This window comes from Telluria sp. PB2R4 (genome assembly GCF_059685695.1).
Genome location: NZ_JCASIC010000003.1, coordinates 133,823 through 147,093 on the forward strand (window position 1 = coordinate 133,823; position 13,271 = coordinate 147,093).

The 13,271-nt window shown below is 66.4% G+C and carries 10 protein-coding genes; all 10 read right to left on the reverse strand.

All coding sequences use genetic code 11. The features are described 5' to 3' along the window. Positions 1-7: 7 nt before the first annotated feature. The gene (locus tag AC56LU_RS06800; protein ID WP_497174834.1) at positions 8-1,546 is read right to left on the reverse strand and encodes a hypothetical protein; all 1,539 of its coding nucleotides are present in this window, start codon (positions 1,544-1,546) and stop codon (positions 8-10) included. Continuing rightward, positions 1,543-3,525 (reverse strand): DUF4175 family protein, encoded by a 1,983-nt coding sequence (locus AC56LU_RS06805; RefSeq protein WP_497174835.1) that lies wholly within the window; start codon positions 3,523-3,525, stop codon positions 1,543-1,545. The genes AC56LU_RS06800 and AC56LU_RS06805 overlap by 4 nt, the downstream gene beginning before the upstream one ends. Further along, entirely contained in the window at positions 3,509-4,480 is a 972-nt protein-coding gene (locus AC56LU_RS06810) for a BatA domain-containing protein (RefSeq protein WP_497174836.1), read from the reverse strand. The genes AC56LU_RS06805 and AC56LU_RS06810 overlap by 17 nt, the downstream gene beginning before the upstream one ends. Further along, positions 4,477-5,367 (reverse strand): DUF58 domain-containing protein, encoded by an 891-nt coding sequence (locus AC56LU_RS06815; protein WP_497174837.1) that lies wholly within the window; start codon positions 5,365-5,367, stop codon positions 4,477-4,479. The genes AC56LU_RS06810 and AC56LU_RS06815 overlap by 4 nt, the downstream gene beginning before the upstream one ends. 2 nt (positions 5,368-5,369) lie before the next feature. Beyond that, the gene (locus AC56LU_RS06820) at positions 5,370-6,374 is read right to left on the reverse strand and encodes an AAA family ATPase (protein ID WP_497174838.1); all 1,005 of its coding nucleotides are present in this window, start codon (positions 6,372-6,374) and stop codon (positions 5,370-5,372) included. 3 nt (positions 6,375-6,377) lie between these two features. After that, positions 6,378-6,998: a DUF4159 domain-containing protein gene (locus AC56LU_RS06825; RefSeq protein ID WP_497174839.1), complete on the reverse strand. Its 621-nt coding sequence runs from the start codon at positions 6,996-6,998 to the stop codon at positions 6,378-6,380. Between the two features lie 23 nt (positions 6,999-7,021). Beyond that, entirely contained in the window at positions 7,022-8,359 is a 1,338-nt protein-coding gene (locus AC56LU_RS06830; protein WP_497174840.1) for a TldD/PmbA family protein, read from the reverse strand. 11 nt (positions 8,360-8,370) lie between these two features. Beyond that, positions 8,371-10,008 carry a TldD/PmbA family protein gene (locus AC56LU_RS06835; RefSeq protein WP_497174841.1) on the reverse strand — a complete coding sequence of 546 codons (1,638 nt, stop codon included), beginning with the start codon at positions 10,006-10,008 and terminating at the stop codon, positions 8,371-8,373. A 64-nt stretch (positions 10,009-10,072) separates the two neighbouring features. After that, complete coding sequence (locus AC56LU_RS06840) at positions 10,073-11,407, reverse strand: TldD/PmbA family protein (protein WP_497174842.1); 1,335 nt, start codon at positions 11,405-11,407, stop codon at positions 10,073-10,075. A gap of 14 nt (positions 11,408-11,421) precedes the next feature. Beyond that, the gene (locus AC56LU_RS06845; protein ID WP_497174843.1) at positions 11,422-13,056 is read right to left on the reverse strand and encodes a TldD/PmbA family protein; all 1,635 of its coding nucleotides are present in this window, start codon (positions 13,054-13,056) and stop codon (positions 11,422-11,424) included. Between the last annotated feature and the right edge of the window lie 215 nt (positions 13,057-13,271).

Consider the following 13,271-nt stretch of genomic DNA (forward strand, 5'->3'; position numbering starts at 1 on the left):
ATGTCGGCTAGCGGCGCTCGCGCCACCAGAGCAGCAGCATTGCCAAGGTAAACGCAAGTGCAAACGGCCAGGCCGGGTATGCGCGCGCTGCACCTTCCAGTGCCTTGACCGGCGTCCGGGCCGCATAGCGCGCAGTCGCATCGCGCCGCTGCGCCGCCTGCCATTGGGGCCAATCGCCGGGTGCGTAGACGTAGACCGCGTGCGCGCCTGCTTTCGCATCCCGGAGCTGCAGCCAGCCCGACTTCTCCGGCCATACCGCCACGCAGGCACTGTCGGTGCGCGGCGACCAGGTGCGCGTCAGCTTCAGATCGGGAAAACTCACCTCCCCTTTCACGCCGCGCGCGCACAGCTCCATGCGCTGGCCCGGCAGCGGCAGCTCTTCCGGCTCCAGCCACTCGACGTCCCTGGGAAGCTCTACGCCAACGCGGTCCAGCACGCCCTGCCACCACTGCGCCAGCGCCTGCGGTTCGGCGATCGCATGGCGGTGCCATTCGCCGGCGCCCAGCCAGGCGATGCGGCCTTTTTGCCAGCTGCGCGTCCAGACCAGGTTGTCCGCACCAAGCCACTCGCCCGCTTCCTTCGACGCCGGGTTGAGGGGAGCCACCGGCAGTTCGAAAGGCGTGTCGATCTTCTTGTCCGCCGGCTGCGGCAGCAAGCGCAAGCCCAGCGTGCGCGACCAGATACCCGGATCGCTGGCATTCGCGCCCAGCACCAGCAGCGGCAGGCCGCCGGCCACGCGGCCCAGCAGCGCCGAGCGTTCGGCGGCGCCCAGGCGCTCGAACCAGGCGGCATCGATCACCAGCAGGTTGGGCGCCTTCATCTCGGCCAAAGGCAGTTCGGTGCGCGTGATGGCGCGGCCCAGCGCCACCTGCCAGTCCAGCAGCGCGCCGCTGCCGGCCAGCAGTTCGTTCAGGGTGCGCAGATCAAACGATGGCGCGCCGAAGCGGCCCTGCACTTGCAGGATGTTGGGTTCGACAATGGTCAGCGGCACCGGGCCTTCCGCGATCGTCTTGCCGGCGGCATCGAGCAGGCGCGCCTTCAGCACCAGGCGCTCGGCCAGCGGCGGCATCCAGTTCACCAGCAGGTCGCCCGTGCCACGCGCATCCGCGATGACCTGGCCGTTTTCGGCCAGCAGTTGCATGCGCGCATCCGTTTTATCCTCGCGCTGTACGCGCAGGGTGAAAGGACGGCCGAGCGCCAGCTGGCGCGGGAAGTAGACGCGCAGGGCGCCGCCTTCCGGACGCTTCCACTGCAGGGGCAGCGCAGGCAGGTCGTTCCACTGCGCGGCGCGCATGCCGTCACCCTTCACCGCAAAGGCACGCACGCCGTCCAGCGCCGGCGCTGGTGCGGCCGGGTCGAGCGTGAGGGTGCGGCCAGCGTCGCCTGGCATGGTGATGCCGGCGGCGAACAGGCCGAGTGCCGCCGCGGCAACCAGCACCAGCAGGGCATCGATGAAGCTGCGGCGCCAGGCGTACAGTCCGGCACTGGCCACGCCCGCGGCGCCGATCAAGGCCAGCATCACGCTTGTGCTCATCAATGTGTTCATTTCATTCCTTCACGCCACGCGCGCACGAACGGCGTCTCGACCGTCGGCTTCGCCTGCAGCAGCACCTGCCCCTGCCCGGCTCCCTGGCGCAGCCAGGCGCGCAGCACCGGGCGGCAGGCGACGCAGCCGTCGAGCACGTCCTGGATCGCCTTCTGGGCCGACAGGCGCTGGTCGTCGTCCTGCAGGCGGCTGCGCACCCAGTCGTGGGCGCTGCGCGTCCACAGGGCCGGCAGCGGGCCGTCGCCGGACAGCGCCTGCACCAGCAGGCCGAGGTCTTCCGGGACGCGCTTGTCGGCGCCGCCCTGTTCGCGCCGATAGCTGGCCGCACCAATCATGTCGCCCGTCATGCGCTTCTCTTCCTTGATCGGCGGCGGCACGAAGGCGGTCTTGTGCAGGTAGACGCGTTCGGCCTGCTGCAATTCCTTGATCGCCTCCAGCGCCTTGTGCTCGGGCGGCAGCGCGACCTTCGGCGTGATGGCGCGCAGCGCTTTCTCGGCGTCCCACATCGCCATCAGCGCACGGCGCAGCACCTTCTTGGTGTCTTCGTCGTACAGCGTGGCGTTCTCGGCTTCGTCGTGGGCGTGGCCGTACTGGTGCAGGATGTCCTGGTTGCTGCCGCCCTCTTCCGCGCCATGGTCGTCGTGGTCGTCCTCGCCGTCGGAGAACAGCGACGACTCCTCGCCCAGGAACTGGCCGTAGCGGCGGCGCAGCGCGCCCTGGTCGGCGGCGATCTTCTGGCTGCGTTCGAGCACCGCGTCCTTGCTCATCCTGGTGGTACGCATGTCGGCCACCAGCTGTTCGGTGTCGATGATGATCTGGCGCTGGCTGCGCAGGCTCTGCGGCTTGACCAGCATCGGCATCGCGGCGCTTTCCTCTTCCGCTTCCTCCGGCGGGGCCGGCAGGCGCAGCGTATAGGTCGGCGACTGCACGGTGTGTGGACGCGCGGCGTTGTCGCTCGCGCGTACAAAGAAATACAGCTCGTCGCCCGGTTCCATGCCCAGCTCGGCCAGCGACCAGTTCTTCGACCAGTTGCGCTGCTTCGGGTCCGGCGAGCCTGGTATCGGCATCTCGCGGTCGGTGAAGCGGATGTTCTCGCCGCTGCCGCGCGCCAGGGTCATGTGCAGGGTGGCGCGGGTGACAGCGTAATCGTCGCGCACCTTCACGCCCATGGCGGCGCTGGTGGCGGTATCGAGCAGCTCCTGCACCATCTGCGTCGGCGACGTGACCGTGATTTCCGGCGGCTGGTCGGGAATGACCTTGATCGTGTAGCGGTTGCCGCGCCAGCGCCAGAACACGGATTCGGTGGCGGTCCAGCGCGCGCACTCCTTGCCCGGTTTCAAAGTCTGGCCGTTGCTGAGCTCGATTGGTTCTTCCGCGCTTGAGGCGTCCTTCAGACACCAGGTGATCAGGGTCTGTTCGGGCACCTGCAAGTCCTTCGGTGCCGACTCGATCGGGGCGACCCTGGTGTAGGCCGGCGGCGCGCTGCGCACCACCAGTTGGGACAGGACCGGGGCGGCAATCGCCACGGGCGCCTTGCCGGGAACTACGGCGGCCCCTTGCGGCGTCGCCGATGTGGCGAACCAGACGGCGGCTGCCGCGGCAATGCTGCCCAACAGCCAGGGCAGGCCAGGCTTGATGCGGCCGCGTGCGATCCCGCGCAGCTGCCGGGCACTCACGCTGGCGTCGAGGCGTTCGAGGATGCGCCGGCGCTGCAACTGGGCCACAGGTGTCGGTGCGTGCTCGATCAGCGCGCTGCTGTCTTCCATCTCGGGCACGGCGCCGTCGAGCCAGGACGTCCATTCGACGCCGACGCGGCGGCGCAGGACGGCCCAGTCCCAGGCGCACAACATGGCCCAGGCAATCAGGCCCGGTGCCGAGCGGATGAGCAGCCACGGCAAGGCGCCGGCGATCCACATGGGCAGCCGGCGCAGCTGGGCGGCGCGCCAGACGCGCCGGACGATCTCAGCGCCGTCTTGCATGCGTCAGTATCCTTTCGAGTACGAATAGTGCGGCAAGCAGCGCCATCAGCATGTCGCGCAGCGCGCCGCTCGGCTCGGGCGCACGGGCGCTGCTCGATGCAGCAAATACCTGCGAAGGCGCGGTGTAGCTTGGTGGGCCCGCATGCAGGCGCTGCCAGTTCTCCAGCAGCGTGCGCGCGGCACCAGGCGTTTGCGGCGGCCAGGTGTCGGAATGCCACAGCCGGCCACGCGCGCTGTCGGCGTAACGCAAGCCGTCCACCTGCGGCGCCTTGGCCAGCTCGGGGAAAGCGGCGATCTCGGTGACCAGCCACAGCGGCGCGCGCAGCGACGGCGGCGGCGCCTCCTGGCGGTCCCAGACGATGAGCGAGGTGTTCGGGCCCGGCGCCTCGTCGATGGCGACGCCTTCCAGGGCGAACACGCGGCGCCACTGCGCGGGGCGCTCGCTGGCGATATGAACCCGGCGTTCATCCTTTGCCGGTGGCCGCGCCACGGTCCGCAACTCAATCGCGCGTCCGAACTGGGGAACGAGCGCCGGCATCGGCACGTCGCCCAGCACCAGCAGGCGCGCCTCCGGACGCCATTCGCGCTGATGGGCACGCAGCCAGCTCATGGTGTGCGCAGCAGGCATGACGAGGCGGTCGGCCTTTGCCAGCCCGGCCTGCGCCGCCTGCGTGTCGGCCCATTTAGGGTCGGTGCCGGCGGCAACGATCACCGTATCGCCGCGCCAGGGCATGACCGGGTCGGCCAGCCAGGCGATGACAGCCACCAGCATCAGGCAGCGCACCAGCAGCAGGATCACATCGCGCCAGGACCACGCGCGCGTCTGGCGCGGCTCGGCGCGCGGCAGGAAGCGGGCGGTGGCGAGCAGCTCGGCCTTGTGCTGCTCGCGCTTGCGGCGGTGCCACCAGATCGGCAGCAGAAGAATGGGTAGTGCGAACCACCAGAGCTGGTTCATGGCCGCCTCCCTGGACGCCGCAGCCATAGGCGCAGAACTTCGCCCGGCGGCTGTTCGATGCGAGCGGCCACCAGCGGGATGTCACTCTTGCGGCAAGCCGCAGTGACGCTTGCAAAATGCGCTTCGCGGTTCTGGCGATAGACTTCCTTAAGGTCGCTGCCGAAGCGGTAGACGCCGGCCCCCTGCTCCGGATCGCGGTATGCAAGCATTGAGGAAAAACTGGCATCGACTTCCGCCTGCGTTTGCAGGCACAGCACGCGCACGTCGTGGCGCATGCCGCGCAGGCGCATCAAGGCCTGCGACAGCGGCGAGGGCCAGTCGAGCAGGTCGCTGGCCGCGAAGATGACGCTGGGGGACTGGGCGAAGTGCAGGCTGGCACGCAGCGTGTCGGCGTCCGGGAGTTCGCCTTCCGCCTGCACACGGCTCAGTTGCAGCAGCACACGCTGCAGCTGACGTGGCCCGCGCAGGGCCGGGGTGAACTGGACCTTGCCATCGCTCAGCACCACCAGCCCGAAGGCGTCGCCCTGGCGCTGGGCGATCGCCGCCACGCAGCCGAGCAGCGTGCGCGCATAGGCCAGTTTATCGACGCCTGCCACCTCGCGGCTGGGTTCGAGCATCGAGGCGCTGGCGTCCAGCACCAGCCAGACCGCCACATGGCTGTCGCGCTCCGCTTCGCGCACAAAATAACGGTCGGCGCGCGCCAGCAGTTTCCAGTCGACGCGGCGCCACTCGTCCCCGGGCGCATAGGCCCGGTATTCCGAGAATTCGACGCCCGCCCCGCGCTCGCGCCCGGCATGGATGCCGTGGCCGAGCCCCGCCAGCACATGGCGGATCACGAGGTCGAGCTTCTGCGTGTGCGCGATCAGCGCGGTCTTCGCCAGCGACAAGATTAATCGACCCGGATCTCGTTGCGCAGTGCCTGCAGGATGTCGGCGATGGCGATGCCGTCGGCCTCGGCCTCGAAGTTGCGCAGCACGCGGTGGGCCAGCACCGGCAGCAGCATGGCCTGGATATCGTCGCGCGTGACCGCCAGGCGGCCCTGCATCAGGGCGCGCGCCTTGGAGGCCAGCACCAGCGCCTGGCCGGCGCGCGGACCGGCGCCCCAGCCGACGTGCTGCCTGACCGCCGCCACGGAGCTGAGGGCCGGACGGGTATTGCGCACCAGGCGCGTCGCGTAGCGCAGCAGGTGCTCGCCGATCTCGATGTCGCGCACCAGAGCCTGCAGGCGCAACAGGGTTTCCACCGTCATCGCCGGCTCGGCGTCGTCCAGGCCGGCGTGGGTGGTGCGCGAGACCATCAGCACTTCTTCGTCTTCGGTCGGGTAGACCACGTCGATGCGCAGCAGGAAGCGATCCAGCTGTGCTTCCGGCAGCGGATAGGTGCCGGCCTGCTCGATCGGGTTTTGCGTCGCCAGCACGAAGAAGGGACGCGGCAGCTTGTGCGTGGTGCCGGCAAAGGTGACCGCGCGCTCCTGCATCGCTTCCAGCAATGCCGACTGGGTCTTGGGCGGCGCGCGGTTGATCTCGTCCGCCAGCAGCACCTGGGTGAACACGGGGCCCTGCTGGAAGCGAAACACGCGCTGGCGCGTCGTGGTGTCTTCTTCCAGGATCTCGGTGCCGACGATATCCGAGGGCATCAGGTCGGGCGTGAACTGCACGCGGCGGAATTGCATGTCGGTGGCCTGCGCCAGCGACTTCACCAGGAGGGTCTTGCCCAGCCCCGGCACGCCTTCGACCAGCGCGTGGCCACCCGCCAGCAGGCAGGTCACGAGCAGGTCGACCACGTCTTCCTGGCCGATGATGACGCGCGCCATGCTGGCCTTCAGCGCGCCGATCCTTGCCACCAGATCGGCGATTTCCTGTTCACTCCACGCTACCGCATCACGTTCCGACACTCTTCAAGCTCCCAACGCATATTGAATGATATTGACCGCGAAGCGGGTGTTGTCGACCGCGAGGAACCGCTTGTTGCGGAAGTCGTAGTCCCACTCGCATCCATAGTCCTTGTTCGAGTACAGCAGGCGGATGCGCCCGCCGAACTCGATCGCCTTCAGGTACTCGTGCACCAGGTCGTCGCCCCAGCCATTGAGTTCCCCGCCGGTGGTCGGCGGCCCGTCGAACTTGAAGAAGCACGAATACAGCGGGTGCGTATTCGGGATCTTCTTCAGTGCGGAGGCGCCGAAGATCTTGCTCATCTCGGCCTCGAAGGATTTCGCGAACAGGCCGTCGATGTCGTGGTTGCAGTCGTCGACAAAGACGAAGCCGCCGCCACGCAGGTATTTTTCCAGGTTACGCCGCTCACTAGGTGTGAACTGCACCAGCTTGTGCCCCGCCAGGTAGCAGAACGGCGCCTGCAGCATCTTCGGATCCGACAGCGCGACGATGCGCTCCGCCGGATCCACCCGCAGCGTGGTGTACTCGACGAGCGAGTTCAGCACGTTGCTGGGCATACGGATATCCACGTCCCAGTCGCCCGATTCGTAGCTCAGGCGGGTGAAGTAGAAATCGAAGTTCGCCATTAGATGCGGGCCATCCGTAAACCTTAGACCGCGTCGGACAGCGAGGTGAAGTTGAAGTCGCGCACCTTCATCGGCGGCAGCACCATCTGGAACGGCACCTCGTCGCCGCCGATGATCTCTGGCTTGCCCAGTTCGTCGATGTTGTTGAGGATGGTGACCGGGCTTTCGTTGAAGCGGAAGTTCTTCACCGGATGCTTGATCTTGCCGTTCTCGACGTAGAAGGTGCCGTCGCGGGTCAGGCCCGTGATCAGGAGCGACTGCGGGTCGACCATGCGGATGTACCAGGTGCGGGTGACCACGATGCCCTTCTTGGTACCGGCAATCAGCTCTTCCAGCGACTTGGTGCCGCCCGCCATGATCATGTTGCCGTGGCCGGCGGTGGCCTGGTTGCCGGTCTTCTGTGCCCAGAACGGCGAATAGCCGAGCGAGGCGATGCGGCCGTTCTTGACGATGTCGGTGCGCTTGCGGGCGATCATGGTCTGGTTGTCCCACGGGGCCACCGGCACGTCCGGGTTCCACGGGTCGGCCCAGATGTTCACCTGCTCGTCGAACAGCTTCTCGCCCAGGCGGTTGCCGCCGCCCTTCTTGGCGAGGAAGCTGCGGCCCTCGTCGGCTGCGCGTGCGCCGAGGGAGCTGAACATGTTACCCAGGATTTCCGAAGTCGCCGCCGGTTCCAGGATCACGGTGTAGCGGCCCGGCTCCAGCGCTTTCGCATCGACCGAGCGCAGCGCCTTGTCGATCGCGATCTCGGCGGCTTCCGCCGCGTTGAAGCGGCGCGCATCGACCGCCGAGCGGGTCACCCAGCCCGACCCGCGGCCGTCTTCGGTGCGCGCGGTGCAGGTAAAGGACAGGTCGGTGAATTCCTGGAAGCCGAAAACGCCCTTCGAGTTGGCGATGCAGGCGAAGCGGGTGCTGTCGGTGAAGAAGCCGGCAGTCACCAGCTTCTTGGCGCGTGCCTGGCCGATCGAGGCGGCCGCCACGTCGGCGCGGTAGGCCGGGTCGATCGCGGCGCTGGCCGGCACGAAGGTCTGGGTGCCGCGGTATTCCTGCTTGCCGACGCTGGGGACGAATTCCGGATTCTCCGGCGCCAGGCGCGCCAGTTCCTCGGCGCGGCGCACGGCCTTTTCCAGCGACTTGTCGTCGAACTCGTTGACGACGGCGGTGCCCACGCGCTTGCCGAAGGCGACACGCACGGCCAGCTGGGTGTCTTCGGTCAGGCCGGCGGTCGACACGCTGTTGCGTGCGAAACGGATGTTACCGGTGCGGTTGCCTTCGATCGACACACTGCATTCGTCGGCTTTCGAGAAACCGATCACGCGATCGGCGATGCGTTTTGCTTCTTCCTGGTTCAGCTGTTTCATGTGTTCTCCCCTCAACCGATCTTGCGTGCGGTGTTGATGACGTTGATGCCATTGAAGCGGCTGGTAGCCGAGCCGTGCGAGACTGCGCTGACCTGGCTCGGCTGGCCTTTGCCGTCGAAGAACGAGCCGCCCATGCGCCAGTCGCGCTCGTCGCAGATGGCCGAGCAGGCGTTCCAGAATTCCTGGGTATTGGTCTGGTAGGCCACGTCTTCCAGCTGGCCCGTGATCTTGCCGTTCTTGATCTCGTAGAACAGCGTGCCGCCGAACTGCGAGTTGTAGCGCTGCTGGTCGATCGAGTAGGAGCCGCGGCCGAGGATGTAGATGCCCTTCTTGACGTCCTTGATCATTTCATCTGGTGTGAGCCGCGCCTTGCCGGCTTCGAGCGAGACGTTCGGCATGCGCTGGAACTGGATGGTGCTCCAGCTGTCAGCGTAGGAGCAGCCATGCGATTCCTTTTCGCCGATGATGTGGGCCTGGTCGCGCGTGGCCTGGTAATTCACCAGGATGCCGTTGCGGATGATGTCCCACTTCTTGGCGCGCACGCCCTCGTCGTCGTAGCCGATCAGGCCGAGCGAACCCGGGGTAGTGCGGTCGGCAACGAAGTTCACGCGCTCGGAACCGTACTTGAATTTCTTCGATTCCCACTTGTCCAGGCCCACGAAACTGGTACCGGCGTAGTTGGCTTCGTAGCCGAGCACGCGGTCCAGTTCCGTCGGGTGGCCGACGTTCTCGTGGATGGTCAGGAACAGGTGTTCGGGGCTCAGGACCAGGTCGTACTTGCCCGGCTCGACCGATTTGGCGCTGAGCTTGTCGCGTGCCTGCTTGCCGGCCAGACGTGCGTCTTCGACGATGTCGTAGGAACCCGTATACAGGGTGGTCACGCCGCCGGCGGCCTGCACCTTGTCGCTGGCCTTGGCGTCGAAGTATTCGTAGCCCATGCTCACAGGCGAGGACAGGCCCGCGCGCGAACGGAACTTGCCGCTGGCCTTGTCGACCGCGGTCGCATTGATCGGCGCCCACAGGCGGTGGATGTCCTGGTCGATGTAGGAACCGTCGGTGGAGGCGAAATACTTCTGCTGGTTGATCTGGAACAGCGACGCGGTCATGAAACTGGCGCCGGCGACCATGCCCGCCTTGTTGGCGGCGATCAGCATGTCGGCCTTTTCCTTGACTGGAATGCTGCGCCAGTCCTTCTTCACCGGGGTGGCCCAGGCCACCTCTCCAACGCCTTTGACAGGCGCCAGACGCACCGGCTCGGTCTGCAGCTTGGCATTGGCCTTGGCGATCGCCACCGCCTGGCGCGCCGCGTTGGCGATGCCGTCCGGGCTCATGTCGTTGGTCGAGGCGAAGCCGTAGGCGCCATTGGCGATGACGCGCACGCCCACGCCGCTGGATTCGGTATTGCTGATGTTCTCGACGTTCAGGTCGCGCGTGATGATGAACTGGTTCAGGTAGCGGCCGATGCGTACGTCGCAGTAGGACGCGCCGGCCTTGGTGGCGGCGTTCAGCGCGGTGTCGGCCAAGGCCTTCTTGGCGCTGGCGGGCATGACGCTCATGAGCTCATCGGCGGCGATGGCATTGCCGAAGACCGGGATGAGCATGGCGCCGGCAGTGCCGGCGCCGATCTGGAGGAATTTACGACGTTCCATGTGGGTTTCCGTATGGGTGCGCGGGGCGGCCGGCAACACCGGCCGCCCCGTATGGGCGGATTGCTTAAACTGCGTCCGACAGCGACGTGAAGTTGAAATCGCGAATCTTCATCGACGGAATCAGCATCGCGTAGTTCGCCTCGTCGCCGCCGATCACCAGCGGCTTGCCGATTTCCTCGATGTTGTTCAGCATGCTCACCGGGCTCTCGTTGAAGCGGAAGTTCTTGATCGGATGCTTGACCTTGCCGTTCTCGATGTAGAAGGTGCCGTCGCGGGTCAGGCCGGTGACGAGCACCGACTGCGGGTCCACCATGCGGATGTACCAGGTGCGGGTCACCAGCACGCCCTTCTTGGTGTTGGCGATCAGCTCGGCCGTGCTCTTGTCGGTGCCGGCCATGATGATGTTGCCGGCGGTGCCGGTGGCGCGCTGGTTCTTCTGCTTGGCCCAGTAGCGCGAGTAGTTCAGCGCGTTGATGCGGCCGTCCTTCACCAGGTGGGTGCGCTCGCGCGGCATCATGTTGCCGTCCCACGGCAGCACCGGCACGTCCTTGTCCCACGGGTCGGTCCAGATGTTGACCTGCTCGTCGAACAGCTTGTCGCCCAGGCGGTTGGCGCCGCCCTTCTTCGACAGGAAGCTGCGGCCTTCGTCGGCCATGCGGGCGTTAAAGCCGCCGATCATGAAGGTCAAGAGGTCGCTGGTGGCGGAAGGTTCCATCACCACGGTATAGCGGCCCGGCTCGAGCGCCTTGGCGTCCACCGAGCGCAGCGCCTTTTCGATCGCCACGTCGGCCGCTTCGCGCGGATCGAAACGGGCGACGTCGCGCGCCGAGCGCTTGACCCAGCCCGAACCGCGGCCGTCTTCGGTGCGCACGGTGCAGGTGAAGTCGAGCGAGGTGGCGACCTGGTGGCCGAACACGCCGTTGGAATTGGCCACGGTTTCGAAGGTCGAGCGGTCGGTGAAGAAGCCGGCCGCGACCAGGCCCTTCTTGCGGCAGGCTTCCATCGCATAGGCGGCGGCCTGGGCGCGGAATTCCGGATCGATCTCCGAGGTCTTCTGGACAAAGGTCTCGGAGGACTTGTAGCCGGTCTTGGCGATCGCCGGCATGAACTCCGGGTTCTCCGGCGCCAGGCGCGCCAGGTCCTCGGCGCGGCGCACGGCTTTTTCGAGCGACTTGTCGTCGAACTCGTTGATGGTGGCGGTGCCCTGGCGCTTGCCGAAGGCGACCTGCACCTGGATCTGGGTGTCGTCGGCCAGGCCGGCGGTGGACACGGCGTTGCGCGCAAAGCGGATATTGCCGATGCGGCTGCCTTCGATGCTGACGATGCACTCGTCAGCCTTGGAGAGCGACAGCACGCGGTCGGTGATGCGCTTGGTCTGGTCTTGGGTCAGGATGCTCATGGTTTTCCTCTCCCTTAGCCGATCTTGCGGGCGGTGTTGATCACGTTGATGCCGTTGAAGCGCGCGGTCGACGAGCCGTGCGACACGATGCTGATCTGCGGCGGCTGGCCCTTGCCGTCGAAGAAGGAGCCGCCCATGCGCCAGTCGCGCTCGTCGCAGATGGCGCTGCAGGCGCTCCAGAATTCCTGGGTATTGGCCTGGTAGGCCACGTCTTCCAGCATCGGGCCGATCTTGCCGTCCTTGATCTCGTAGAACAGCTGGCCGCCGAACTGGGCGTTGTAGCGCTGCTGGTCGATCGAGAACGAGCCGTCGCCGACGATGTAGATGCCCTTCTTGATGTCCTTGACCATCTCGTCCGGCGTCAGGCGCTTCTGGCCGGCCGCCAGCGAGACGTTCGGCATGCGCTGGAACTGCACCGAGTTCCAGCTGTCGGCGTACGAGCAGCCGTGCGATTCCTTTTCGCCGATGATGTGGGCCTGGTCGCGGGTGGCCTGGTAGTTGACCAGGATGCCGTCCTTGATGATGTCCCACTTCTTGGTCTTGACGCCTTCGTCGTCGTAGCCGACGCAGCCCAGGGATCCCGGGGTGGTCTTGTCGGCGAACAGGTTGACGATCGGGTTACCGTACTTGAACTTCTTCGATTCCCATTTATCCAGCGTGGCGAAGCTGGTGCCGGCGTAGTTGGCTTCGTAGCCGAGCACGCGGTCCAGTTCCGTCGGGTGGCCGACATTTTCGTGGATCGTCAGCCACAGGTGTTCCGGCGACAGCATCAGGTCGTACTTCCCTGGGAGGACGGATTTGGCGGTCAGCTTGGCCTTGGCATCGCGGCCGGCGGCCCGCGCGTCCTCGATGATGTCGTAAGTATCGGTGTACAAGGTGGCGACGCCGCCCGCAGCCTTGATCTTGTGCTCCTTGAGGCCATCGAGGTATTCATAGCCCTTGCCGACCGGAGCGCCCAGGCCGGAACGCGAACGGAACTTGCCGGTAGTCTTGTCGACCGCCGTGGCCTGGAACGGCGCCCACAGGCGATGCACGTCCTGCTCGATGTAGGAGCCGTCGGTGGAAGCGAAGTACTTCTGCTGGTTCACCTGGAACAGCATCGAGTTCATGAAGGTCGCGCCGCCGTCCATGCCGGCCTTGTTCGCGGCAATCAGGAGGTCTGCTTTCTCCTTGATCGGTACCGAGCGCCAGTCCTTCTTGATCGGCGTGGCCCAGGATACCTCACCGACGCCCTTTACTGGTGCGAGGCGCACCGGTTCGGACTGCAGCTTGGCGTTGGCCCTGGCGATGGCGACGGCCTGGCGCGCCGCGTTGGCGATGCCGTCCGCGCTCATGTCCGAAGTGGCGGCGAAGCCGTAGGCGCCGTTGGCGATCACGCGCACGCCGACGCCGGCCGATTCGGTATTGGCCACGTTCTCGACGTTCAGGTCGCGGGTGGTGATGAACTGGTTCAGGTAGCGGCCGATGCGCACGTCGGCGTAGCTGGCGCCGGCCTTGGTGGCGGCGTTCAGCGCGATGTCGGCCAGCGCCTTCTTGGCGGCCGTGGGCATGGAGCTGAGCAGTTCTTCAGCGGCGATCGCGCGGCTGAACGGGACGAGCGTCGTGGCGAGTGCCAGGCCGCTGAAATTGAGAAAGCTACGGCGTTCCATAATGTCTCCTGAAATCAACCTACTTCTGGGCAGCGGTCCCGCCTTGTGGTGCGGCCCGCTCTTGTATGTACTGCGGAGGGATAGGTTGGCCAGGGCAGAGGCCCTCGGCAAACTTGCCAACCTTAGCAGCAACTCGACGTTTTGAATAGGCAATTGTTGTGCCAGATCACAGCACGCTTCAGACGCACGGTTCAATGGACGTTCACTGTCCGCCG

Coding starts and splice junctions, on each gene's coding strand:
- AC56LU_RS06810 (WP_497174836.1), bottom strand. CDS start 4,480: ATGAACCAGCTCTGGTGGTTCGCACTACCCATTCTTCTGCTGCCGATC.
- AC56LU_RS06830 (WP_497174840.1), bottom strand. CDS start 8,359: ATGAAACAGCTGAACCAGGAAGAAGCAAAACGCATCGCCGATCGCGTG.
- AC56LU_RS06845 (WP_497174843.1), bottom strand. CDS start 13,056: ATGGAACGCCGTAGCTTTCTCAATTTCAGCGGCCTGGCACTCGCCACG.
- AC56LU_RS06835 (WP_497174841.1), bottom strand. CDS start 10,008: ATGGAACGTCGTAAATTCCTCCAGATCGGCGCCGGCACTGCCGGCGCC.
- AC56LU_RS06805 (WP_497174835.1), bottom strand. CDS start 3,525: ATGCAAGACGGCGCTGAGATCGTCCGGCGCGTCTGGCGCGCCGCCCAG.
- AC56LU_RS06825 (WP_497174839.1), bottom strand. CDS start 6,998: ATGGCGAACTTCGATTTCTACTTCACCCGCCTGAGCTACGAATCGGGC.
- AC56LU_RS06800 (WP_497174834.1), bottom strand. CDS start 1,546: ATGAACACATTGATGAGCACAAGCGTGATGCTGGCCTTGATCGGCGCC.
- AC56LU_RS06840 (WP_497174842.1), bottom strand. CDS start 11,407: ATGAGCATCCTGACCCAAGACCAGACCAAGCGCATCACCGACCGCGTG.